Annotated in this window: 19 protein-coding genes and 1 tRNA gene; 6 read left to right on the top strand and 14 right to left on the bottom strand. The window is 61.3% G+C overall.

The annotated features are described in order from the left end of the window. Window positions 1-633, bottom strand: a complete 633-nt coding sequence (locus ASE04_RS25095; protein ID WP_056824446.1) for a TetR/AcrR family transcriptional regulator — start codon at window positions 631-633, stop codon at window positions 1-3. Between the two features lie 379 nt (window positions 634-1,012). On the opposite strand from ASE04_RS25095, the gene ASE04_RS25090 reads away from it, so the two are divergent. Further along, complete coding sequence (locus ASE04_RS25090) at window positions 1,013-1,918, top strand: hydrogen peroxide-inducible genes activator (RefSeq protein ID WP_056824442.1); 906 nt, start codon at window positions 1,013-1,015, stop codon at window positions 1,916-1,918. Here the strand turns inward: ASE04_RS25090 and ASE04_RS25085 are convergent, their stop codons facing one another. From ASE04_RS25085 to ASE04_RS25065, 5 genes are all read right to left on the bottom strand, one after another. Next, window positions 1,919-2,794 (bottom strand): dienelactone hydrolase family protein, encoded by an 876-nt coding sequence (locus ASE04_RS25085; protein ID WP_056824439.1) that lies wholly within the window; start codon window positions 2,792-2,794, stop codon window positions 1,919-1,921. Window positions 2,795-2,886: 92 nt separating this feature from the next. After that, complete coding sequence (locus tag ASE04_RS25080; RefSeq protein ID WP_056824437.1) at window positions 2,887-3,309, bottom strand: MAPEG family protein; 423 nt, start codon at window positions 3,307-3,309, stop codon at window positions 2,887-2,889. 107 nt (window positions 3,310-3,416) lie between these two features. After that, on the bottom strand, window positions 3,417-3,980 hold the full coding sequence (locus tag ASE04_RS25075; protein ID WP_056824433.1) for a hypothetical protein: 564 nt from the start codon (window positions 3,978-3,980) through the stop codon (window positions 3,417-3,419). Window positions 3,981-3,982: 2 nt separating this feature from the next. Continuing rightward, the gene (gene guaB, locus ASE04_RS25070; protein WP_056824430.1) at window positions 3,983-5,467 is read right to left on the bottom strand and encodes an IMP dehydrogenase; all 1,485 of its coding nucleotides are present in this window, start codon (window positions 5,465-5,467) and stop codon (window positions 3,983-3,985) included. A gap of 177 nt (window positions 5,468-5,644) precedes the next feature. Continuing rightward, window positions 5,645-6,637 (bottom strand): MBL fold metallo-hydrolase, encoded by a 993-nt coding sequence (locus tag ASE04_RS25065; protein ID WP_056824428.1) that lies wholly within the window; start codon window positions 6,635-6,637, stop codon window positions 5,645-5,647. 255 nt (window positions 6,638-6,892) lie between these two features. Here ASE04_RS25065 and ASE04_RS25060 point away from each other — a divergent pair, with 255 nt between their 5' ends. Further along, window positions 6,893-8,317 (top strand): DHA2 family efflux MFS transporter permease subunit, encoded by a 1,425-nt coding sequence (locus ASE04_RS25060; RefSeq protein ID WP_056824426.1) that lies wholly within the window; start codon window positions 6,893-6,895, stop codon window positions 8,315-8,317. 2 nt (window positions 8,318-8,319) lie between these two features. Here ASE04_RS25060 and ASE04_RS25055 read toward each other — a convergent pair whose 3' ends face one another. The 3 genes from ASE04_RS25055 to ASE04_RS25045 are packed head-to-tail and all read right to left on the bottom strand — an operon-like array spanning window position 8,320 to window position 11,033. Further along, entirely contained in the window at window positions 8,320-8,703 is a 384-nt protein-coding gene (locus ASE04_RS25055; protein ID WP_056824423.1) for a VOC family protein, read from the bottom strand. Window positions 8,704-8,761: 58 nt separating this feature from the next. Beyond that, window positions 8,762-9,481, bottom strand: a complete 720-nt coding sequence (locus ASE04_RS25050) for an RlmE family RNA methyltransferase (RefSeq protein ID WP_056824420.1) — start codon at window positions 9,479-9,481, stop codon at window positions 8,762-8,764. A gap of 10 nt (window positions 9,482-9,491) precedes the next feature. Further along, window positions 9,492-11,033 carry a Ppx/GppA phosphatase family protein gene (locus tag ASE04_RS25045; protein WP_056824417.1) on the bottom strand — a complete coding sequence of 514 codons (1,542 nt, stop codon included), beginning with the start codon at window positions 11,031-11,033 and terminating at the stop codon, window positions 9,492-9,494. A 244-nt stretch (window positions 11,034-11,277) separates the two neighbouring features. On the opposite strand from ASE04_RS25045, the gene ASE04_RS25040 reads away from it, so the two are divergent. Then, a tRNA-Gln gene (locus ASE04_RS25040) sits at window positions 11,278-11,351 on the top strand. 345 nt (window positions 11,352-11,696) lie between these two features. Beyond that, window positions 11,697-13,598 carry an integrase gene (locus ASE04_RS25035; RefSeq protein ID WP_244490489.1) on the top strand — a complete coding sequence of 634 codons (1,902 nt, stop codon included), beginning with the start codon at window positions 11,697-11,699 and terminating at the stop codon, window positions 13,596-13,598. Window positions 13,599-13,618: 20 nt separating this feature from the next. Here ASE04_RS25035 and ASE04_RS25030 read toward each other — a convergent pair whose 3' ends face one another. Both ASE04_RS25030 and ASE04_RS30395 read right to left on the bottom strand, forming a co-directional pair. Continuing rightward, window positions 13,619-15,952 carry a hypothetical protein gene (locus ASE04_RS25030; RefSeq protein WP_056824412.1) on the bottom strand — a complete coding sequence of 778 codons (2,334 nt, stop codon included), beginning with the start codon at window positions 15,950-15,952 and terminating at the stop codon, window positions 13,619-13,621. A gap of 220 nt (window positions 15,953-16,172) precedes the next feature. After that, entirely contained in the window at window positions 16,173-16,484 is a 312-nt protein-coding gene (locus tag ASE04_RS30395; protein WP_082597477.1) for a hypothetical protein, read from the bottom strand. 409 nt (window positions 16,485-16,893) lie between these two features. Between ASE04_RS30395 and ASE04_RS30840 the strand changes: the two genes are divergently transcribed. After that, window positions 16,894-17,346, top strand: coding sequence for a hypothetical protein (locus tag ASE04_RS30840; protein ID WP_156408892.1), 453 nt, complete (start codon window positions 16,894-16,896; stop codon window positions 17,344-17,346). Between the two features lie 509 nt (window positions 17,347-17,855). On the opposite strand, the gene ASE04_RS25015 is transcribed toward ASE04_RS30840, so the two are convergent. Both ASE04_RS25015 and ASE04_RS25010 read right to left on the bottom strand, forming a co-directional pair. Then, on the bottom strand, window positions 17,856-18,671 hold the full coding sequence (locus ASE04_RS25015) for an ATP-dependent Zn protease (protein WP_056824406.1): 816 nt from the start codon (window positions 18,669-18,671) through the stop codon (window positions 17,856-17,858). Then, complete coding sequence (locus ASE04_RS25010; protein ID WP_056824400.1) at window positions 18,668-20,515, bottom strand: AAA family ATPase; 1,848 nt, start codon at window positions 20,513-20,515, stop codon at window positions 18,668-18,670. Before ASE04_RS25010 ends, ASE04_RS25015 begins: the two co-directional genes overlap by 4 nt. 71 nt (window positions 20,516-20,586) lie before the next feature. Between ASE04_RS25010 and ASE04_RS25005 the strand changes: the two genes are divergently transcribed. Continuing rightward, window positions 20,587-20,757: a hypothetical protein gene (locus ASE04_RS25005; RefSeq protein ID WP_156408891.1), complete on the top strand. Its 171-nt coding sequence runs from the start codon at window positions 20,587-20,589 to the stop codon at window positions 20,755-20,757. Between the two features lie 258 nt (window positions 20,758-21,015). Here the strand turns inward: ASE04_RS25005 and ASE04_RS25000 are convergent, their stop codons facing one another. Next, entirely contained in the window at window positions 21,016-22,143 is a 1,128-nt protein-coding gene (locus tag ASE04_RS25000; RefSeq protein ID WP_056825726.1) for a hypothetical protein, read from the bottom strand. Window positions 22,144-22,154: the final 11 nt, after the last annotated feature.

The raw sequence follows: 22,154 nt of genomic DNA, 5'->3' as shown, positions 1-22,154 counted from the left end.
TCAGGCAGCTACCGGGGCGAAGAAGGACGTGCGGATGACGTTCTTCCACTCGTCCAGAATGCGCCGGGCGAGCGACGCTTCCGTCACGACGGCAAGCCGGATCGACGCTCCGAGCAGATGGCTGAAGAGATAGGTGCGCGCTTCCATGTCGGCATTCGCCAGCTCGGGCGCAATGCGGCGAACCGTATCGTGGAAAATCCCGGCGATCCGGCCGCTGTGCTCGATGTTGAGCTTCAGCAAATCCTGGTCGGTCTCGGTTCCCATCCAGATGCCGAGGTAGGCGGCATCGTTGCGATAGTCGTCGTAGTGCCAGTCGATGGTGCTGGCCAACACCTCGAGCGCATGATCGACCGACGTGACATCGGAAAAGGCGTTTGCGATTTTGTACTGGATCGCTGACGCGTTCCGGTCGAACAGCGCCTTAACGATCGCGGCCTTCTCGGGGAAATATTGATAGACGGAACCGATGGGGACGTTGGCGGCAATTGCCAACTCCGTCATGCGCATCGCGTTCACGCCCTTCTCGGCAATGATTGTTTCGGCTGCTGACAAAATCAGGTCCAGCCGCTGAATACTGCGTTCCTGCTTCGGCTTCCGACGGAGGCCAATGCGATCCAAACTTCCGACCTTCATGTCGTTCCCATTTGTTCTATGTGGAGCGACGGAAGTGGTTCATGCCGGCGCCGTTTGGCCGATATGGCATCTCAGTTCTTCACGACTCGTAAACGCGATAGTTCGGATTGTATGCATCGGTAAAAGCTAAATCAAATCTGCGCGATACACCCGAATTTGGTCTCTGTTCACGCGTTCGTTTGGCCGGGAAAAGGTGCGTCTCCGCGTGCGAATTCAGGCTCCCGATGGCGGGCGGGTACTGATTCGCGAACGTGGCGAAAATCGGCAACGTTTTCGGCGCCTGACCGATGCGCCGCCGTCTCTCGCTTGTCGCTTCACGGGTTGACCGACGATAATCTCCAGTCGTATTTACTCATGGATACGATAGGAAGAAGTTATCATGCTGACACTTCGACAGATGCGCTATTTCGATGCCCTGGCGACGACGCGCCACTTCGGCCGCGCCGCGGAGATGGTCCACATCAGCCAGCCCGCGCTGTCGACGCAGATCATGGAGATGGAAGACTACCTCGGCGCCAAACTGGTGGAGCGCACCCGCCAGAGCACGATCCTGACGCCGAAGGGGGAAGAAGTGCTGCACCACGTCCGCTTGATCCTGCATCAGGTCGACTTGCTCGAACAGACGGCTCGAAAAGGCGGCGGCACGCTTGAGGGCCTGATCCGTATCGGGATCATTCCGACGGTGGCTCCTTATCTCGTTCCGCAATTCATCCCGCATCTTCGCGCGACCTACCCGAGCGTCGAGGTGGAGCTGCGCGAAGCAGTCACCGATCGCCTGATGGCCGACCTCTCCGCCGGCAAGCTCGATGCCGTGATCGCAGCACTCCCGCTCGATATCGAGGGCATCCAGACGCGGCCGCTGTTTACGGACCGGTTCTTCATGGCGGTCGCTGATAACGGCGAAGCCGTACTGATGTCGCCGCTGACCGAGCACGAGGTCAATGTCGATCGGCTGCTGCTTTTGGAAGAAGGGCATTGCCTGCGCGATCAGGCGCTCGCCGTCTGCAGCGCCGGCAAGCGCAGCCTGGTCAATTTCGGGGCAACCTCGATGGCTACCCTTCTGCAGATGGTATCGCACGACATGGGCATGACGCTGATCCCGGAGATCGCCATCCCGACCGAGACCAACCGCAACTCCATTCGCATCGTGCCGTTCACTGATCCGCAGCCCGCCCGCGAGATCGGCCTTGCCTGGCGGCGCAGCACCCATCGCGGCAAGGAGATGGAGGCGCTGGCAGAGACGATCATTGCCGTCGCCCCTGCCCCGCGCGAAGAAGCTGCCTGATCAGGTAAGGTTCTTCTTCAGGAACTCGACCGTTCTGGTCCAGGCAAGGTCCGCGGCCTTCTTGTCGTAACGGGCCAACGACGTATCGTTGTTGAAGGCGTGGTTGACGCCGTCGTAGACGAAGATCTGGAAGTCCTTGCCGTTGTCCTGCAGCGCTTTCTTGTAGGCATCGATGCCGGCATTGATGCGGTCGTCGAGGCCGGCATAGTGGAGCATCAGAGCCGCCTTGATGTTGGGGATATCGGCGGCCTTCGGCTGGGCGCCATAATAGGCCACACCGGCCTTCAGCTCCGGCGACTTGGTGGCGAAATCGTTGACTAGCCCGCCGCCCCAGCAAAATCCGATAACACCGACCTTGCCGTTGGAATTGTCGAGCTTCGCCAGATAGGTGAGCGTCGCCTCGGCGTTCGCCACCGTGGCCGGCCGGTCCAGTGTGCTGAACATCTCGCGGGCCTTGTCCTCGTTCTCGGGCGTTCCGCCCTGCGGCGAGAGAAAGTCCGGCGCCAGCGCAATGAAGCCCTCGAGGGCCATGCGGCGAGCGACGTCCTTGATATGCGGATTGAGGCCGCGGTTTTCGTGGATGACGATGACCGCGCCGAGCTTGCCCGATGCGTCTTTCGGCTCGACCAGATAGCCCTTCATTTCGCCGTATCCGCCAGGATAGGTCACATCCTTGGCAACCAGCCGGGGATCTTCTGCCGCAATCATCTCGGCGCTCGCCTTGCTGGCAGCGAGCATGGGGACGATGACTGCCGCCGCGCCAGCGGAGCCTGCCAGCTTCGTCAGCTTGTCCATGAAGTTGCGGCGGTCGAGCGTCAGATGCGTGTATTCGTCGTAGGCGTTGATCATCGCCTGCGTGATTTCCGGCTTGTCCATTTTGGGGCCTCCTGTTCCCTACCCAGAGTTTCCGAGGGAAAACATAGGACAGCCACCGGTAACGCGATTACAAAACTGCGTTACCTCAACGCTCAGCCGTTGGGGAAGGTCATCCAGACCGCAAGCCACACCCACATGACGCCGAGAACAACATAGCCCGCGCCGAACAGAGGGCTGCGGTAGCGCACGTTGTTGCTGGTCACATGCACAGCCGCATGCAGATAGCGAAGGGCCACGAAGATCCAGGCCAGCACCACGGCAACGATGTTGTCGGCTTCGGTCATGTAGAGCAGAACGCAGCAGGCATAGAAGAGGACGGGCAATTCGAACTGGTTGGCGAGGCTGTTCTTGATGAACAGGCTCTCCTGGGGCTCCGAGCGATTTTCGCGGTAGTCGGAGATGGCAACCTTTCCGGCGCGAACCATCCGCATACGGCGGAAACCGAGGAGCATGTACAGTCCATAGACCAGCGCTGCGTGAGCTATAATGGGCCAGAACATCTCGTAGCCGGTCATATGGTCTTCTCCTTGACGCCTTTGCTTTGAGCTGAGCGCTGTAGAGGAAAAGAGTTGGGCTTTCCAGTCACATGGTGGAGATTGCGGCAATGCGCCCCTGCCCGACGTCAGCGCTCCTCGCGCTGACCGAGAGCCATGTAGCGAATGATCGCGAAGCGCACGATGAGGATCAGGCAGACGGCGAGGCTCGCGAATTTCAGCTTTGTCATCCACGGCAGGATCCCGGCTGCGAAAGTAGCCGAGGTGCTGTCTCCGAACGCAATCAGGCTCGACAGGTTTTCGCCGTAGTCGGCAACGCCGTAGACGAACGGCAACGCAGAGATTACCTTCAACACCAGAGAGCTGGTCGGCCGGGCTTGATCCGGCACCGCCGTCCGCAGTCGCAGAATGACGAGGAAAAGGAGCGTCGCCAGAAGGGCGGGAAAGATCAGCTCAGGGCCAAGATACATTGCCCTCAGCAGATTGTCGGCGACTTCGTTCTGCTCGAGCAATCGCTGCATCCGGCCGACGGTCAGCTCGTCGTAACCGGCGAAGTAGACATCGAGGACCGCCTGGCCGGTCTCGTGCTTGAAGGGGACGACAAAGCCGAATGTCGTCCACGCAAGCACGCCCAGGCAGAGGGCTGCGAGCAGCGCTATAATCCAGAGCGGAATACGGCTGCCCGCGTTCATTCTCAGCCGCCGGCGCTCGGATAGTTCGGGCTTTCGCGGGTGATCGTCACATCATGCGGATGGCTTTCGCGAAGGCCGGCGCCGGAGATGCGCACGAAGGTTGCGCGCTCCTGGAAGTCCTTGATGTCCTTGCCGCCGACATAACCCATGGCGGCCTTGAGGCCGCCTGCGAGCTGGTGCAGAACGCCGGATACCGGACCCTTGTAGGGAACCTGGCCTTCGATGCCCTCCGGCACGAGCTTCAGCGTGTCGCGCACTTCGGCCTGGAAGTAACGGTCTGCCGAGCCACGCGCCATGGCGCCGACGGAGCCCATGCCGCGATAGGCTTTGAAGGAACGGCCCTGGTAGAGATAGACTTCGCCCGGGCTTTCATCCGTGCCTGCGAGCAGCGAGCCGATCATCACGGCGGAGGCGCCGGATGCGATCGCCTTGGCAACATCGCCGGAGAACTTGATACCGCCGTCGGCGATGACGGGGATATCCTGGGCGCGTGCCGCCTCGACGGCCGACATGATGGCGGCGAGCTGCGGAACGCCGACGCCAGCGACGATGCGCGTCGTGCAGATGGAGCCGGGGCCGATACCGACCTTGACGGCATCCGCGCCGGCATCGATCAGCGCCTTGGTACCATCGGATGTGGCGACGTTGCCGGCCATGACCCGCACGGAGTTGGAGAGCTTCTTGACGCGCGCCACGGCATTAAGAACGCCCTGCGAGTGGCCATGCGCGGTATCGACCACGAGCAGGTCGACGCCGGCTTCGATCAGGCGCTCGGCGCGATCGAAGCCATCGTCACCGACGCCGACGGCGGCAGCGGCACGGAGGCGGCCCTGCGCGTCCTTCGATGCATTCGGGTTCAGCTGCGACTTCTCGATGTCCTTGACGGTGATGAGACCGACGCAACGGCCTTCGCCATCCACCACCAGCAGCTTCTCGATGCGATGGGAGTGCAGCAGGCGCTTGGCTTCCTGCTGATTGACGCTTTCCTTGACGGTAACGAGGTTCTCGCGCGTCATCAGCTCGTAGATCTTCTGGCTCGGATCGGACGCGAAGCGAACGTCGCGGTTGGTCAGAATGCCGACAAGACGGCCGGTCTTTTCGACAACGGGAATGCCCGAGATGCTGTGGATCTTCATCAAGGCGAGCGCATCGGCGAGCGTCGCGTCGGGGCCGATCGTCACCGGGTTGACGACCATGCCGCTTTCGAACTTCTTGACCTGGCGGACCTGCTCGGCCTGCTCGGCTGGCGTCAGGTTCTTGTGGATGACGCCGAGACCGCCGGCCTGCGCCATGGCGATCGCGAGGCGGCTTTCCGTGACGGTGTCCATGGCCGAAGAAATGATCGGAATGTTCAGCTCGAAATCGGTGGCGATGCGGGTTGCGACGCTCGTCTGGCCAGGCAGAACCTCGGAATGACCGGGCTGCAGGAGCACATCATCGAAGGTGAGTGCGTCCAAACCGGTTGGCGTTTCTATGATGCGAGCCATGGCCAATTCCTTCAATTAAGAAAAATGCAACGCCTCCCGGAACGAATCGTCCGCACCGGCGGTGTGCAAGGGTTGCTTTGGAAGTTGGCGAGGGCTGGTAACACGTCTATGACAGGAAGGGAATAGCAAAAAGCCCGGCGTATCCGCCGGGCCTGGTATGGCTGCCATGCAGCGACTTCACAGGTCGAACTGATAGGTCTTCGGAACGAAGCGATAGCCGTCCTCGTAGGTTTCCACGAAGCCGACCGAAGGGAACGGCATGTGATAGCCGACAAAGGCGATCTTCTCGGCGGCGATCATGCCGAACACCTTGCGACGGGTTGCGGCGGCCTGGGCCTTGTCCATATCGAAACGGACCTCCCAGTCGGGCTTCTGCAGCGACAGGATATAGTGATTGGCGGTATCGCCCGTTGCGACCAGGCGCTTGCCCTCGGATTCGACATGGAAAACCATGTGACCCTGCGTATGGCCCGGTGCCAGCATAGCCGTGATGCCGCTTGCGATGGTCCCGCCATCGCCAATGAACGTCGCCTTCTCGGCAAGCGGCACGACGTTGGCGAGAACCGCCTTGTGACCGCCTTCGGCCGGCGTACCTTCGCGGGCCTTGTCGGTCCAGAAGTCGTACTCGATCTGGCCGATGACATATCGTGCATTCTTGAAGGCAGGCTTGCCGCCTTCCAGCAGGCCGCCGATGTGATCGCCATGCAGGTGCGTCAGCGCGACCACCGTAATATCGTCGGGCGAATAACCGGCCGCCTTTAACCCATCGCGAAGCAGGCCACTGCCGCGGGCGCGGCCGCCTTCACCAAAGCCGGTGTCGACGAGGATCACATCCGAACCGGTGTCGATCAGCGTCGGGGCGTAAGAGTTGACGAACTTATCGCCCGGCAGGAAATTCTTCGCGAGCAGTTCCTGGACGGTTTCCGGCTTCTGGTTGGTTCCGAAGGTTTCATAGGGCTTTTCGGCAATCGTGGCGCCGTCCTTGAAGACGGTGAACTTGAAGGAGCCGAGCTTGAACTGATTGAACTGGGGCTGCGGTGTCGCATCCATCTTGGTGTTGTCTCCACTTGCGGCCATTGCGGCCGTCTCTTTCAAAATCATCGGCGCCGCCAGCAGGCTGATGCCCGCGACGAACAGCGTACGCCGTCTCATCCCCAACGGTGCGGTCATGTCCCCATCCTTCCAATAACGCGCGGCGCTCTGGCCGCAAGCCCCCAAAATCGGAACCGACCCGCCGCTTATTGCAGCGAGCCGAAACAAACAGATGTCAATTTCGGGCATCGCAACTTCAGCGCAAGTTGTCTCACGCAGACGTGATGCAAACGTGTTCCCGAACCGGAATGAAAGGTTGGCAGCGGCTTTGCCGAGGACTACAGAGCACTGGCTTTCCGAGCCGCCTTCGCAAGACCTTCAAGGCATTCGCGTATGAACCGCATTGTTCCCCTGATCCTCGCCGTCGCTCTCTTCATGGAGCAGATGGACTCCACCGTAATCGCGACCGCCCTTCCCGCCATCGCCAACGACCTTCATGTCGGGCCGATCACGCTGAAGCTGGCGCTGACCTCCTACATGGTGTCGCTCGCGGTGTTCATTCCGATCAGCGGCTGGATGGCGGACAGGTTCGGCGCCAAGCGCATCTTCCGCCTCGCCATCTGCGTCTTCGTCGTCGGCTCTATCTGTTGCGCGGCCTCGTCCGGCCTGATCGAGTTCGTCGTCGCTCGCTTCCTGCAGGGCATGGGCGGCGCGATGATGACGCCGGTCGGTCGCCTGGTGTTGCTACGAACGACGAAGCGCAGCGAGCTGGTTTCGGCCATGGCGCTGCTGACCATTCCGGCGCTGGTCGGGCCGCTGGCCGGACCGCCGCTCGGCGGCTTCATCACCACCTACTTCAGCTGGCACTGGATCTTCCTGATCAACGTGCCGGTCGGCATCATCGGCGTCTGGCTGGCAACAATCTTCCTGCCGGAAGTAGAAGCGACCGCGCCGCCGAAGCTTGACGTCGTCGGCTTCGTGCTGACGTCGTTTTCGGCGGCCGGTGTGGTCTTCGGCCTCTCCGTCGTCAGCCTGCCGGCGCTGCCGCCCATCATCGGCATCACGGCCACGGTGATCGGCCTCGTCTGCGGCTTTCTCTACGTTCGCCATGCCAAGCGGCATCCAGCGCCGATCCTCAACCTGAAACTCTTCCGTACCCCGACCTTCCGGGCATCGACCACGGGCGGCACGCTGTTTCGCATCTGTATAGGCGCCATGCCGTTCCTGACGCCGCTGATGCTGCAGCTCGGCTTCGGCCTGACGCCGTTCCAATCCGGCCTTATCACCTTTGCCGGCGCGATCGGCGCGATCACCACCAAGTTCATGGCGCGTCGCGTCTTTGCGGCGGCCGGCTTCCGCACGACCTTGCTTTCAGCGGCAGCTGTCACGACGATCGTGACGGTCGCAACCGGCTTCTTTACCCCGCAGACGCCGCATCTCGTAATCATCGCCATCCTTCTGGTCGGCGGTTTCTCACGGTCGTTCTTCTTTACCGGCGTCAACGCCCTGGCGTTCGCAGATATCGACGATGCGCAGGCCAGTCAGGCAACGTCAATGAGCTCGGTCATGCAGCAGATCAGCCTGGCACTCGGCGTCGCCGTTGCCGCCGCGATCCTGGAAACCTCGATCTATTTCCGTGGCGAGGCGCTGCAGGTGGCCGACTTCCACGTCGCCTTCTACGTGATCGCGATCCTGACGGTCGTGGCGACCATTCCCTTCATCCGGATGGACAAGAGCGCCGGCGCGCTCGTCTCCGGCCATCGCGCCGCGCGGGTGACGCCAGCGACGATCGAAGCCGAACAGCAGGCCGTGAAGTAGGTCTATTCCGGGTTCTCGCAGACGGCGCTCAGCTTGTTGCCATCGGGATCGCGGACATAGGCAGCGTAGAAGTTGGCATGGAACGGCCGCAAGCCCGGCGCTCCCTCGTCAATGCCGCCGGCCGCAAGCGCCGCGGCATGAAACGCATCGACATCGGCGCGTCGATCGGCATGCAGCGCCACCATCGAACCGTTGCCGCTCGTGGCCCGCCTGCGGTTGAAGGGCGTGACGATCCAGAGCCGGCAGCGGGTATCGCCGTCGGCGGAGTAACCGATTTCCTCTTCCGAGTGGCGTTGGCGTCGATAGCCGAGAAGCGGCAGGACGATATCGTAGAATCGTCGTGCCTGATCGATGTCGTTGGTTCCGAGGGTCAGGTATAAGAGCATGGTGGCCGGGCATTCCAGGTCTTGGGAGACCGATCATCACCCAAGAACAGCCCAAAGATCAAGCTTCCGTAACGTCAGGTTCGGCTTGACGGCCCTTGAAGTGCTTCGCGAGCAGGAACATTTCGACCGATTCCGCCCGCGACGAGGCCGGCTTGACGTGGACGACCTGCTTGAAATGCCGCTTCAGCATGTTGAGAAGGTCGCGCTCGGTGCCGCCCTGGAAGGTCTTCGCCAGGAAATGGCCGCCCTCGCCCAACACCTCGATAGCGAAATGGGCTGCCACTTCGCAAAGATGCATGGTGCGCAGGTGGTCGGTGCGGTGGTGGCCTGTCGTCGGCGCCGCCATATCCGAAAGCACCAGATCCGGCGTACCGCCGACAGCTTCGATCAGCTGGGCCGGCGCCGAGGGATCGAGGAAGTCCAGTTGGAGGATCTTTACGCCCGGCAGCGGAGCCATCTCCAGGAAGTCGATCGCGGCGACGCGGGTATCGTCATCCGTGGAACCGGTAACCTTGGCGGCGATCTGCGACCAACTGCCCGGGGCAGCACCAAGGTCGATGATGCGGCGCGCGCCCTTCAGGATACTGTGCTTCTCGTCGATCTCCAGCAGCTTGAAGGCGGCGCGTGCGCGATAACCCTCAAGCTGGGCGCGTTGCACGTAGGGATCGTTGATGTGGCGCTGCAGCCACTGCCGCGACGACGCCTTCATCTTCTTGTTCTTGACGCGCTGGCCGAGTTTGCGGCCGGTGCGGTTGCCCGCAATCGTTGGCTTCGCCATGCCCTGTCCCCTATTTGCCGCGTTGGCCGCGGCGGTTGCGGTGGCGCCGCCAGACGCCGTCGTCCGCCATCATGTCTGTCAACAGGCCTTCCCTCAAGCCGCGATCGGCCACCCGCATGCGCGGGCTCGGCCAGCGGCGACGGATCGCCTCGAGAATGGCGCAGCCGGCGAGCACCAGATCGGCACGATCCGGCCCGATGCACGGATTGGCCGCACGGCTTTCGAAATCCCACGACAACAGCTTTGCCTGCATCGCCGAGACCTCGTCGTCGGAAAGCCAGATGCCATCCACCTTGCGGCGGTCGTAGCGCGGCAGATCGAGATGAACGCCCGCGAGCGTCGTGACCGTTCCCGATGTGCCGATCAGATGAAAATCATCCGCCTGGCCGATGTCGATGGCCGGGCAATCGAAGCCGGAAAGCATGCCTGCCACTTCCGCCACCATGCCTTCGAAAACATCGGGCGTCACATCCCGGCCGCCGTGGCGCTCCGACAGCGTGACGACGCCGACCGGCAAGGACGTCCAGTGGGTGATGTGATTGGCAAGGCGATTGAAGCGGCTGTCGCCGATGCGAATGACCGCGATTTCCGAAGAGCCGCCGCCGATATCGAAGAGGACGACCGACCGCGTTTCGCGACCGACGAGCGACGAGCAGCCGGAAACGGCGAGCCGCGCTTCGGTCTCACGATCGATGACCTCGAGCTCGAGACCGGTTTCGGTGACGACGCGCTCGAGAAACTCAGCTCCGTTGCTTGCCTGCCGGCAGGCCTCGGTCGCGATCAGCCGCATGCGGCGGATTTCGCGATTCTTCAGCTTCGAGGCGCAGACGCGCAAGGCATCGACCGCGCGATCCATGGCGTCGTCGGAAAGCCGGCCGCTTGCCGCGAGCCCTTCCCCGAGGCGCACGATGCGCGAAAAGGCGTCAACGACGCGAAACTGCCCGGGCCGCGTCGGCTGGGCAATCAGCAGGCGGCAGTTGTTGGTGCCGAGATCGAGAGCGGCATAGAGTTCGTCCGGCCAGGGATGTTGCGCCGGTGTGGACCGCTGCTGGTCCCGCTCGGCCGGCCGCTGGGTGCGCCCGGGCGCTTCCGCCGTCCGGTTGTCACCGCCGGATCGCGCGACCGGAGCCGATGGCTGCGGCTGCACCTGGGCGGCAGGCTTCTGCTGGGCGAGTGGACGCCCCTGCAGACCGCGCTTGCCGCGATGCTTGCGACGATTTCGACGGCTGGGTGGCGTGTCGCCGTCCGGGCGCGCAGGCTGGTCGGCCGCGACAATCTTGTCTTCACCCTGGGGTCTTTTAGACGCAGCTTCGGAAGGTCCACCCGCACCACGGCGGCGCTTGCGCTTTCGGGCCGGATTCCCGGCGACATGATCCGTTGGGCGCGCGGTCTCTCCGAGTTCACCGGAAGAGACATGCTGGGCGGGAGGAGCCGCGTTGCGGGAATGCCCGCCTCGCTTGCCCTTGCGGCGCCGGGATTTTTTACCATCCCCACGACCTGCCGCCGACGCCCCGTCAAGTTGCGGCTTCACGCCGCCTTCGGGGTCTTTCACGTTCGTTATCCATCGCGCCGCGCAAGTCCAGAAAGGTATGCAGCTGGCGCTCATTCGATTTTGCGTTGCGGCAAGAATACCAGCGCCGGGCCGAAACACCAAACTCTTTTTAGGATGCCTTTACAAAGGGGTTACGATCGCTCCACAACAAGGTTCGATTTTTTTCAAAACAGGTATTTGCATTCCGCCAAGTTTTGTTTATAAGCGCCGCACACCAGCGGAGCGCTTCGAGCGCCGCACCTGCTGGGGAATAGTTCAATGGTAGAACGACGGACTCTGACTCCGTTAATCTTGGTTCGAGTCCAGGTTCCCCAGCCAATTCTCTCTAAATCCCCTTAATTCCTTGATTTTCCAGTCGTGCCGGATATCGTTTTGGCATCATTGGCGACCTGATGCCCAGAACTGTAGCCCACAGGTGATGCCCATGCGACCCACGTCGCGGCGTCGCCGGTGGCAGGCAAGGGCAAGAATCTCATGGCGGTCCGCCACGACGTCGAGAACCTAATTCGCCGCGGCAACATCTTTTACTGGCGCGCACGTGTTCCAGCTTCTTTCGCACGGTGCCAGCCGGGCAGCCGGCTTTCACTGAGCCTTCATTGTTCCGATCATAAAAAGGCTGAAGTCATCGGCAGAAAGCTCAACACGCTGATGGCCGAACTGAAGATGAAATCGAAGGAACCAATGTCGAAGGCGCAGCTCCAAAAGCTTTGCGAACATGAACGGGACGTGATGCTCCTGCATCTCGAAGACATCTCGATCGTCGCAAGACGCTATGGCCGCCCGGCTGACATCGAGGAACTGGAACTCGATCTGGAGAATGGCTGGGCATACAAGCTGCTCGCATTGTTTGGCATCCGCCAGAACCTGACACTGAAGGACGGCTGCAGCGGATCCAGGTACCTGCTCGAAAACGGGGTCCCTGCCTCACATATCTTTGCGATCAGATCGAACTATATCGAATTGCTCCATGAGGCGAACACCCGTGGCTTCCAGGATGGAATTCGAATGCTGATGCATCAGTTCGATATCAGCCAAAACGCCCTCAACCACGAAAAGGCAATGAAGGCCTATTTCAGCGGTCGGGCAGAAGCGCTGTTCGACGTTGCAGAGAGGCATCCTCTCGCAGACCGAAATCTCAGCGAACTCACAGGCGGGTCAAGGCCAAAGCCGCATCCTGTTGCCTACGAACAGGCGCCTGAGATCGCCATGCCACCGGCACCCCTGATCGCGATTCCGGTCGAAGATGCTTCGCCACCAAGCCCTCCCGAGCCCTTCCCGTTCGCTGTGCTCGATCTATCTCCATCACCGCGACACGCTGCTATCGAAAGCGACGATGGTGTGAAAACGCAGCCGGTTATTCGGGTCGCGGATTTCGAGGCCGAATGCGAAAAGCTCGCCCAGAACATGAAGGACGCCTGGGACGACAGTACGGCACGCGATGCCCGCGCTCTGGTTCGCATGTTCAAGAGCGTGCTTGAAGAATACGGCATCGAGCATACCGGTCAGATCAGCCAATACCACCTCGGCAAGCTGCGCCAGCACTTCAATAACATTCCGACGCGTTGGGGACAGAGCGCCAGAATGAGGGCGATGTCGGCACCCGAGCTACGAGCCGAAGGGGAGAAGCTGCGCGAGCAGGCCGAGACGGAGGGCAAGGAGGCGGCCGTCGGCTTAAGCGCCGCGACTATCCGCAAGCACTTCGGAAACCTGAACCACTTCCTCAAGCATGTGCGCGGGCACGGCTTTGAACTCGACGATTGGAGCTTCGAGGGTCTGAGACCGAAAAAGCCCAAGGCCGGCTCTATCCGCAGGCAACAACACAAGCCGAAACCAGACGAGATCCGGCCGCTTTTCTCCTGCCCGGTCTATACCGGCTCCCTGAACCACGATCGCGGCCGCGGCAAGCCGGGCCCACACGTCTTCCATGACGCGGCCTATTTCCTGCCCATCATGTTCACCTATCTTGGCGCCCGCAGAAAGGAGTTCGCTGGTCTTTCATTGAACGATATCGAGGAAGATGACGATGGTCTCGTGATCGTCCTTCGCACGAACGAGTTTCGGCGATTGAAGACCGAGCAATCGGAGCGAGTGCTGCCTCTTCCCGACGAATTGATCCGTTTGGGCTTCATGGATTACTGCGTTGCTCTACAGACGCTGGGATACAAGGCCGTGTTCCCGGACCTTATTTCCCACAAGACAACGAATGATCCGGGCGACCGTTTCTACGACGTCTTCCTCCCGATGATGGCACGGTCCTTGGGAGATAAAATGTGGAAGCGCGCCTTCCACGCGCTCCGTCACGGCATGGCGGATACACTCCTCCAGGCAGGGGTTGCGCCACTAATCATCAATGATATTTCGGGCCGATTAGGCGAAGGCGATGAGACCAGTCTCCGCTATACCAACCCGGCCGGACTTCCACTCATGCGCGACGCCCTCAGCAAGTATCCTATCATCACGTCTGGCATCGAACCAAAACCCATCAGGCTGCTGCCGTGGATCGAACAACGTTTGCCGCCGCCCTGGGCACGCGAGGCCAAAACCGAGTCGAGACGTCGGAAATAATTTCCGACGTCTCGTTGAAGCTATGCGGCCTCCCAGACCTGATTGAGAATACGGGCGGCGAGCGCTGCCTTGTCCTGGGGAAGGAAGCGCCCATAGTGCTTGGCAACCATCTCGGCGGTGTCCTGGATTGCATAGCTCGCCTGCTCGTAGGAGCCGGTCTGCTTCAGGATGTGGGTCGCAAGCACGTCGCGCACGTTGTGGGGACCATGCGGCAATAGCCCCTTGATCGCGCCTCGCCCAGTGTAAGGGTTGTAGATCCCGTAACGCTGGATAGTCAGACGCCAGGCCTCGTAGAAGGTTGTGACGTCGTAAGCGGCATCGGTGCTGGTCGTCTTGACGGTCTTGACGAAGAAAGTGCCGGGATCGGCGGCCGATCGCAGGAGTAGCGCGCGATGCCGTTCGACATAGGCGTCGATGTATTCGTACAAATCCAAGAGGTCCGGCAGGATAAGGCGAAACGGCTTATCGCCAAAGAACGATGAGTGAGCGTTCTTGAACGCGACCGCTGGGATGAACACTTCCCAGCCACCTTCGCGGTCGCTCCAGCGCATCTCGCCGCGCTTCATCTTTTCCAGAACACGCTCGGAACGGGGCACATGACCTTTGGGGCAAAGCATGAGCTGGCGCAGATTTTTCTGCCTCAGCCCAAGATGCAAGCCCAGCCTCAGCATCAAAAACGCGCGAACAGCCTCCGCGGCAGACCGAGGATACCGATGTTCATCCGGCATCAGGCGGATGATCTCTTCAGTTATCTTGCGGTACTCGCCGACAGGACTTGCCGCCTCGAGGACCGGCATGATCGGCTCGAACGGATCGCGGTGGACGCGGGCAATCCGCTGGATCTCCTTCACACGATGAGCAGCATGTTTGTGGAAATCGTCGCAGGCACCATGCCAATCCGCATAAGCATAGTCGATTTCGTTCTGCGAGACAAGACCGGCGATCGGCTGAACGCGAGCGAGAAGCTCGGGATGTTGGCGAAGCCATCCGGTGTCTTCCTTGGTAATCGCCAAGGCAATTCGCAGCATATCCACCTCCCAGGCGGTATAGAAGCCGCGCCGCGTTTCACGCCATTGCAAATACCAGTCCCACACGCCGGGAAAGAGCAACAGTCCGAAGGTCAGTTGACGCAGCGGCACGCCATTACCCCGGACCTCCCCGTCTTTGGCCGCGGCAAGGGCGCCGAACATGAGCCCGAGATGCTCGATCTTCTGAGACGCCGTCTCCTCGCCCCAGACACCGTTTCGCTGGAAACCAACCGACGTGAGAGCCGAAGTCTTGAAGCGCACAAGGTCGGCCATTTCCATCGCCAACGCCGGTGGCGCCTCGATGACACCAGACAGCAGGTCGGGATCTTCTATCCACGTTTCCTCGTAGTTCGCGGGAACAAGGATTTTCCCATCCCTCGGCGCCCGACCGCCATAGGATACGCCTGGAAAGCGGATCGCGTACCGCTGCTTGGCGGCGGCTGCCTGAAATTTTCTGTAGTCGGTCGAGCCGCTGATGATAACCCGCCGAACCCAGTCGACGATCTCTTCACGCTTCTGAAATGGCAGCGCGTTAAAATCCTCCGGAAGGTGCCACGCGAGCCGGCGCCGCTCCGCCGGTTCGATCCCGGACAGATTAAAACCCGAAGCGGATCGTGACGGGTGCGGAAGCTTTGCCTTGAAGTAGCCCTCCGGCAGCCTGTAGCGGCGCTCAATGCGGGATAGCACGTGGAAACTCTCGGTGCTGCGCGGTACGCGGCGGCCTTCGATCCAGCTCAACAGCGTATTCTTGTCCGTCAGATCATCTGCGCCGATGATGCCGCGATAAAGCGTCCAGTAGGTTTCTCCATGTCGCCGAAGATGAGGTTGTAGTGCTTCCGCGAAGTCCGTCGGATCCTCCCAGACTTTGAAGAGGGCTTCAGGAAACTCGACGGTGACGCGGGCGGACGCCACGCCGCCAGGCTTCGGCTTTGATGGTGGCTCCGGCGCTTGCGGCGCCACGCGATTAACCGTTCGCGCCGCCGCTCTCGCCCTCGACGTCTTCGCTGGTTTACGCACTTCAGCGTTCTCGACACCGGCGGCGAGATGAGTATCTCGGATCCACCGAGCGATCGCATCAAGGGCAGGATCGATCCGCCGCTCGTTCGCAGCGAGTTCGGTAGCGTCAATGCCGGACGCGGCTGCAACGACGTCCCAGTCGGTCTTGCCGTTCATTCGAGGCGCTGACCGCCTCGCCTCAATAAGGGAGTACAGGTAGTTACTCAGTCGATGTAGTTCATCGACGCTCAGCACCGGCGCGAGGCGAAGCTGGCAAAAAGCTTTGATCTTGCGTTGAAAGGTTTTCGCAGAAAATTCGTTCATTTCCATTCACATAGCTGTTGTTACGTTTCCCGCGGATGCGGGGCATGCGGGCTATGTGATGGCGATTAAAGTGCGGTAACTGACTGGCCATATAGGCTGCAAAGTCTGAAAAAACCGATTCACTTGCAAACGGCGTTTCATGAAGTAACGGGGGGACGAAGTCCCCTTGTGAGAACGCCGTTTGCAAAAAGCTGGTGAACAAGCTGAGCAGATCGATGCGAGAGCCTCAGCCTTTCAGGTGAACCTTGCGTCGGAAGGGTTGGTCGTCGCGGGCGTAGCGACCAACGAGATCATCGAAGACCTCGTCCGCTGCCCGCTCGTCAAATCCTTGGTCGACGAGAACCCCGACAACGGCGTCGGCCAACTCTTCTATCCAGTCCGGTTGCCTCTGTTCGAGATAGCTGGTGATCGTCCAGAACAGCATCGCCCGCGCGACATCGTCGCGATCCGGGCGTCGCTCCGCCCGATGCCGATCTCGGAGCCGCTGTTGCCGCTCCTTCTGCCTCGCCTTTCGCTCGCCGTCACTCTGTCGTGCCATGTCTCGCTCCCTGTGTTGTTATGGATGGCACTTCCATGGTCAGAGGACCGGCGGACCGGCGCAAGCCGTTTGTCGCGGCAACGGAATCATCGTGTTCTGAATCGGAATTCCGGGTCTTTGAATCGAATGAGCGCAATTTGACTCGCGTTGAGCGCATGTCGAAACAAGTTGCCGGCAAGCCATTGCCGGGTCACCGCTTGCCCAGACGATGGCAAGTAGAGACGCCTGGAGCTTCCTCTCAAATCCGCGAATCGAAATATTGCGGTTTGGAATCGTTGGCGTGAACTATCGAAACGTCAGTCTGGAACCTGGAATCGTTCGCCCATCAGTCTGAATCAAATGAGCGCAATTTGTTTAAGGTTGCCAGCAACCGACATCAGGTTGTTTCAGGTTGCGCAGAGCCGATCCGTTGATCTCATGGCCGCTGGCCGAGTATCCAACCTTCCCAGGTCGCGACGTCATCGTCGTCTGGCACTCCTTCACTGCGGCGCCGCTCGACGACATCGAGCATTCCGAGCAGCCCAACGACGGCATCGAACCGATCCTCACCGGTCTTGTCTATCCCAAACCCATCGATGATCGTTGCCTCCAGCGCCGCGCCGTCGATGTGCGGCCGGTCGGCCAACCATCGGAGAAGTTGGCCTCCGGCGGCACGACGGCCAGCCTGCTGTCGCTTGCTCCACGCGCGGCGCCGAAGAATGCCAAGTTGCCCGTAGACATCTCCTGGGTACGTTTCAGCAACAACAGTTGCTCCGGGCTTTGTGAGTTCAGCAAGGCTCCGTCGAAAGGCCAAAGAGCTAGCTCCAAAACGTTCGGGATGATGATCTCTCGCCAGCCGCTGATGGCTGCTTTTCCGACTTGATTCCCGCCCAACGTCCAAAACAGCATGCAGGCATCGCCCCGATCCGCCGTTGCACGCTCGCAACGGCGCAGAAGCTCACGGCCGCTTCCGACGCCCAAGGCATCGAACAGGTGTCGGCGCTGCGTCCCGCCCGGCCGCATGGGATAGAAGGGACGATCGATGGCGATGTCGATGCGATGCTCCGCGACGTCGAACCACCGCTCGAAGCGCCCGGCGCCAAAAGCTCGCAAGGCAGAGCGGAAGTCGGCGAGACCCGTTGCTCTACCATAAGCCGCCGGCAGGCCAATCGGGAAATCGAACCCTATCAGCAGCGCGGCGTCCGTTTCGGCACGGCTTCGAAGCCGAGGGATGAGGTCCTTTGTTTCGCCGACAGGCTCCGGCGCCGACAAAATCCACCTCGTCGCCTGTCGGACGGCGACGCACATCCACCGCTTTTTCCGGTCGATACTCCAGTCGCAGTGAGCAATGACCGCCACAGACATCCTGACCTCCCCTGTCCCCACATAGGTCTAGGAGGTGGGGGCCAGGATGTCCATCACCGCATCGCCATCGAGCGCCTGGGCATCGAACAGCGCACGGACAAGCCGGTCGAATGCCGCCCGGCGTTCGAAAATCACCTCGGTGGCCCTTGCCTGCGCAAACTCCAGACGTTGGTGCACCCGTTTTGCCAGATCGGCGTCTCGACTGAGGATCGCGGTCGGATCCTTGTGTTCGAGATAAAGCAGCGGATTGCGACCACCGAACCCAAGGGCCTGTTCCATGTCGAGGGCGATGCGTGTCGCGCGGGCGAGATCGCTCTGCTCCGCGCCGCCGGAGCCCGCGGATACGGTCTTCAGCACGATGAGTTCCGCTGCACGTCCGGCCATGAGCATGGCAAGCAGCCGCCCATACCATTCCACGGTATCGGGTGTGCCAGTCGCGAACGTCAGAGCATTGTGGCCGCCGTCATTGGTATCGATCGTCAGACCTTTGATGGAGCCAAGACGCAAGGCGTGATGGACGATGGCATGGCCGGATTCATGGATCGCATAGCGCCACCGGACGTCGTACGGGACTTGCGGCCGATGACCGCGAATGCCGGATTCGATGTCGGCATAGGTCAGGCGCCGCTGTTCACGGCGCGCCTTCAGCCTTGCCTCTCGTACGACCCGTTCGATGTCGGCACCCGTCAGACCCATCGCCCGCGTCGCTAGACGTCGAAGCGCCTGAGCAATTGCCGCTTCCTCCTTCTGCACATCCGGTCCCTCGCTATCGCGCTGATCGTCATCGTCAAGAACGATCTCCAGCTCGTCTACGGGGCCACTGATCTTGCTAAACCGCGTCATGGCTGACCTCCCTCTTGCGTATCCGATTTGGCGACGACGTCGAGATCTGCACCAAGATGATGTGCGAGGATGCCGGCGAGCGCCGGGATATCGGGGCGTGGGATCTCGATATGGGTTTCCAGCCTTCCCGACCTGCGAATGGCCTCGTCGATTTCGTTCGGCCGGTTGGTCGCACCGACGACGATAACGCCGTCGGTTTTCACGGCACCGTCGAGTAACTCAAGCAACTTGTTGACACATGCGTTCCAGTAATCGGCATATTGCCGCGACGCCGACACGCGCGTTCCGATACCGTCGATCTCGTCGATGAAGAGAATACATGGCGCCTGCGCTCGTGCTTCTGCGAACGTGTTGGCCATCCGGCCGAGCACGGCGTGCAGATATTCGCCCTGGAGCCAGGTCGAAACGGACGTCACGACAAGCGGGAGCCGGAGGCTATTGCACATGGAGCGCGCAAACGTCGTTTTGCCCGTTCCCGGCGGTCCGGAGAGAAGAAGCTTGGTACTCATGTCGGACCAGGCCAGGTCGCCGGCGAGGTAATCGGCCAGATCCGCTTTGAGCCCCAACGCCCAATCTTTCGCTGCACCGTAACCGGTCAGGGTCTCCACTAGCAGCGGCGGCCGGCCCTCTCCCGGCGTCTCACCATCTTCAGGCACAGGGAGGATAACTTCGGCGCCCGTCGGCTGCGCTTTTGATCTGCGATTACCTGCCGACGACGATGCGCTGTCGCCCTTGCCGCCGCGGTTCTGCGACGACTGCGCTGCCCGTTCACTGGAGCTCTGAGTAATCAGCCGCCGTGCGGAGACGGCGTCGCCTCTGTCCCTCTCGTTGTCCCGCTCTTCGCGATTATGAACCGCAAGCCCCACCAGCGCTTCAATACTGGACCGGATCGGTCGGCCGGGCCGGACGGCAATAGCGAGATCATCGAGTGTCAGGGCGCCCGCATCGATTTCCGCGATCAGGCCGTCATGGCGCGACACAGCATCGCTACCATAGACCGCTTCCAGCAGGTCCGCGAGGAATGCGATATTGATCCCTCCACCGGTCAGTCGGACATCGGTTGTCAGATCGATCTGATCCGGAATGCCTTGATAAGTTTCAGCCACGGCGAGAACGGGCGAGCCGTGCGCCAAGGCCCATAGCAATTGAGCGCGCATGGCCGAACTGCTTAGCCGATAACTTTTAGCGACCGGAATCTGCAGGAACACACGTTTGGCTTGGCCTTCCACATAGCTCCAGAGCTCGTCCACGAAGGTGAAATCAGCAGCCATGCCGACATACGGACCGAATGGCACGAAGGGGGTATTTTCGACTAGGTGCGGCAATGCGCGCTCGAACCCTTCGACCGTCACCTGCACGGCGAAGACCCCGGCCGGTTGGCGAAGAAACGCGACCAGATCGCGCAACTCAACGACGGACTCCTCCATGGCCGCCGAGAGCAACAGGACAGTCGCCATCGTTTTGATGCCAAGCACCTCACCGGCTTCGGCGACAACCCTGACCGCATAGGCGAGTGCAGCATCGTCAGCGCCGTTCCCGACCAAGCGTAGCCTGAGCTGCGCCGGCCACACAGGCGCCGCCGACCCCAGGTCGGGTCGGCCGCTCGCATCCTGCGGGGCGCCGATCAGGAAGGCAGCGAAATGATCGCGCATCCACGGCCGGTCTCGCTCTGCCTCGCCCGTCAGATGAGAGGGATCGAAGGCCGGAAGGTAGCGGCCAACGACATGGCCGTCGACGATGGCGGTGGTCATCATCAGCAGACCGTTGCGGACAGCTAGCCGCCTGATCTCGCGACGCTGAACATGGCGCAGACGCCGAAGGAGGAATGAAGACAGACGATCCATCAGTTCTCCTCCACCGGGAACGCCGCGGAAGCGGAAACAATTTCCGCAGGGCCTGTGTGCTGGGCAGCGGCATGACTGTCGCTAGAGTCAACAAGATCGTGCCGCTTGCTTGCTTTCTCAGTGAGCCAGTCGAGAACCAGGCGGCAGGCTGGATCGCCAGACCATGCGTGGTGGCACAGCCGATCAAGGAGCATCGGCGGAACGGCTGCAGCGTCGCCGGCCCCGTGTCGGGTGAAGGCTAGCGCGAGGCCCACGACCAACGCCGGGTCATCATGGCAAACGCGACGACGCCGGCCGGCCAAAGCAGTGCCAGTTTTGGCAGGACCGCGAAATTCGGGCGGCGATGATGGGGTGGGTACGTTTTCTACGGACACGCAAGATCTCCTCACCGGTCCAATCTTGGTCACCGGCGTCTTCAGAGCATGAAGGGAACGGGAAAGGCGGGCTGCGGGAATTAGCGCCGCAGCCATCACCTTAGTCAGAGCGAAAGACGGATGCCCTCAGGCGTCGAGCAGACGCCGCGCAAAGCCGACGCGGATGTGCTGCGGAGGCCATGAGGCTGCGGCGTCATCTTCTGCCTCCGCGTCATCCCGACCGGCGTCGAACGTATCGTCGTCGCCACAGCGGCATCCGGACGGATGCTCATCGCAGCACGCCGGATCGTCATAGATCATGACGCGGGGGATGGCCCGGAGGATTCCGAGACGCCGGGACGATGTCGAATTTGCAGCCGCCGATGTCGGCAGCGGCGTTACCGCATCCGGAATACCTAGCGCATGTCGCGCCTCGGCCTCCAGAAGCTGCTGCACGCGGCGCCCGAACCTCAGACGCAGTTCCGCCATGCAGGTGGCCGCGCCATCGATCTCCAGCAGATCGTCGATCTCGGACAGTGCCCATACGCCCGCCGCATGGTCGCTCGGGCGGCTCGCGCCATCAATGATGGCAACGCCCACTGTCTCGACCATAAGCCGCTTCTGGGTCTTGTAGAGCCAGTCCGGCAAGATCATTGCCGACGCTAACATCCTGAGCTTCAGCTCTTCCAGCCGGTTGGTATCGCCGTAAGACGCGAGCGAGCGTTTCAGATCCAGCACGAAGGCGGCGCGCTTTGCGCGGTTCACAAGGATCAGGTCCGGCGTGTAGCTGCCCTTGGCGGGCGCATCGCAATCGAGCCGTACTTCCTCAAGATGATGCCAGTCATTGCCAGCGACCGCTTCGATCGCCGCCTTCACCAGTGGTAACTTGATCGACTGCATGAGGACCACGAGGTCGGGATTGGCCTTGGCAAGCCGCTCGACGGCCTGTTCCAACAGCTTGCCCTCACGAAACGACACGGCGCGCACAAGCGAGGCGATGTTGACGTAGTGGCCTAGGATCTCGTCTTCGACCGGCTCGCCTTCGGCAATGGCGGCGATGGCCTTTTCGATCAGGACGTCGAAGTCCGATTCGATGTCGGGGTAGCGCACCAGATGCGGATGACGGCGCAGCGCCAGCGGCTCCGCCTGAACAGCGAGGCGCTCGGCAAAGTGCCGGCGCAGAGATGATGCCGGCGAGTGGTTGACGGTGGAAGAAGCCGCGGACGCGGCGCGCAGAACTTCCCCCGCAGGGGACGAAGAGTGTAGGTTGGTCAAAGCCCGATTCC

Origin of the sequence: Rhizobium sp. Root708, from assembly GCF_001429725.1 — a bacterium.
GTDB lineage: Bacteria > Pseudomonadota > Alphaproteobacteria > Rhizobiales > Rhizobiaceae > Rhizobium.
Note: the sequence above shows the minus strand (reverse complement) of the source record. Positions and strands in the feature narration are given on the sequence as shown.

Bases quoted from the DNA above. Each gene is read 5' to 3' on its own strand.
- ASE04_RS25095 (WP_056824446.1), bottom strand. From the start codon at position 633: ATGAAGGTCGGAAGTTTGGATCGCATTGGCCTCCGTCGGAAGCCGAAG.
- ASE04_RS25090 (WP_056824442.1), top strand. From the start codon at position 1,013: ATGCTGACACTTCGACAGATGCGCTATTTCGATGCCCTGGCGACGACG.
- ASE04_RS25085 (WP_056824439.1), bottom strand. From the start codon at position 2,794: ATGGACAAGCCGGAAATCACGCAGGCGATGATCAACGCCTACGACGAA.
- ASE04_RS25080 (WP_056824437.1), bottom strand. From the start codon at position 3,309: ATGACCGGCTACGAGATGTTCTGGCCCATTATAGCTCACGCAGCGCTG.
- ASE04_RS25075 (WP_056824433.1), bottom strand. From the start codon at position 3,980: ATGAACGCGGGCAGCCGTATTCCGCTCTGGATTATAGCGCTGCTCGCA.
- guaB (WP_056824430.1), bottom strand. From the start codon at position 5,467: ATGGCTCGCATCATAGAAACGCCAACCGGTTTGGACGCACTCACCTTC.
- ASE04_RS25065 (WP_056824428.1), bottom strand. From the start codon at position 6,637: ATGACCGCACCGTTGGGGATGAGACGGCGTACGCTGTTCGTCGCGGGC.
- ASE04_RS25060 (WP_056824426.1), top strand. From the start codon at position 6,893: ATGAACCGCATTGTTCCCCTGATCCTCGCCGTCGCTCTCTTCATGGAG.
- ASE04_RS25055 (WP_056824423.1), bottom strand. From the start codon at position 8,703: ATGCTCTTATACCTGACCCTCGGAACCAACGACATCGATCAGGCACGA.
- ASE04_RS25050 (WP_056824420.1), bottom strand. From the start codon at position 9,481: ATGGCGAAGCCAACGATTGCGGGCAACCGCACCGGCCGCAAACTCGGC.
- ASE04_RS25035 (WP_244490489.1), top strand. From the start codon at position 11,697: ATGAAATCGAAGGAACCAATGTCGAAGGCGCAGCTCCAAAAGCTTTGC.
- ASE04_RS25030 (WP_056824412.1), bottom strand. From the start codon at position 15,952: ATGGAAATGAACGAATTTTCTGCGAAAACCTTTCAACGCAAGATCAAA.
- ASE04_RS30395 (WP_082597477.1), bottom strand. From the start codon at position 16,484: ATGGCACGACAGAGTGACGGCGAGCGAAAGGCGAGGCAGAAGGAGCGG.
- ASE04_RS25015 (WP_056824406.1), bottom strand. From the start codon at position 18,671: ATGACGCGGTTTAGCAAGATCAGTGGCCCCGTAGACGAGCTGGAGATC.
- ASE04_RS25010 (WP_056824400.1), bottom strand. From the start codon at position 20,515: ATGGATCGTCTGTCTTCATTCCTCCTTCGGCGTCTGCGCCATGTTCAG.
- ASE04_RS25005 (WP_156408891.1), top strand. From the start codon at position 20,587: ATGACTGTCGCTAGAGTCAACAAGATCGTGCCGCTTGCTTGCTTTCTC.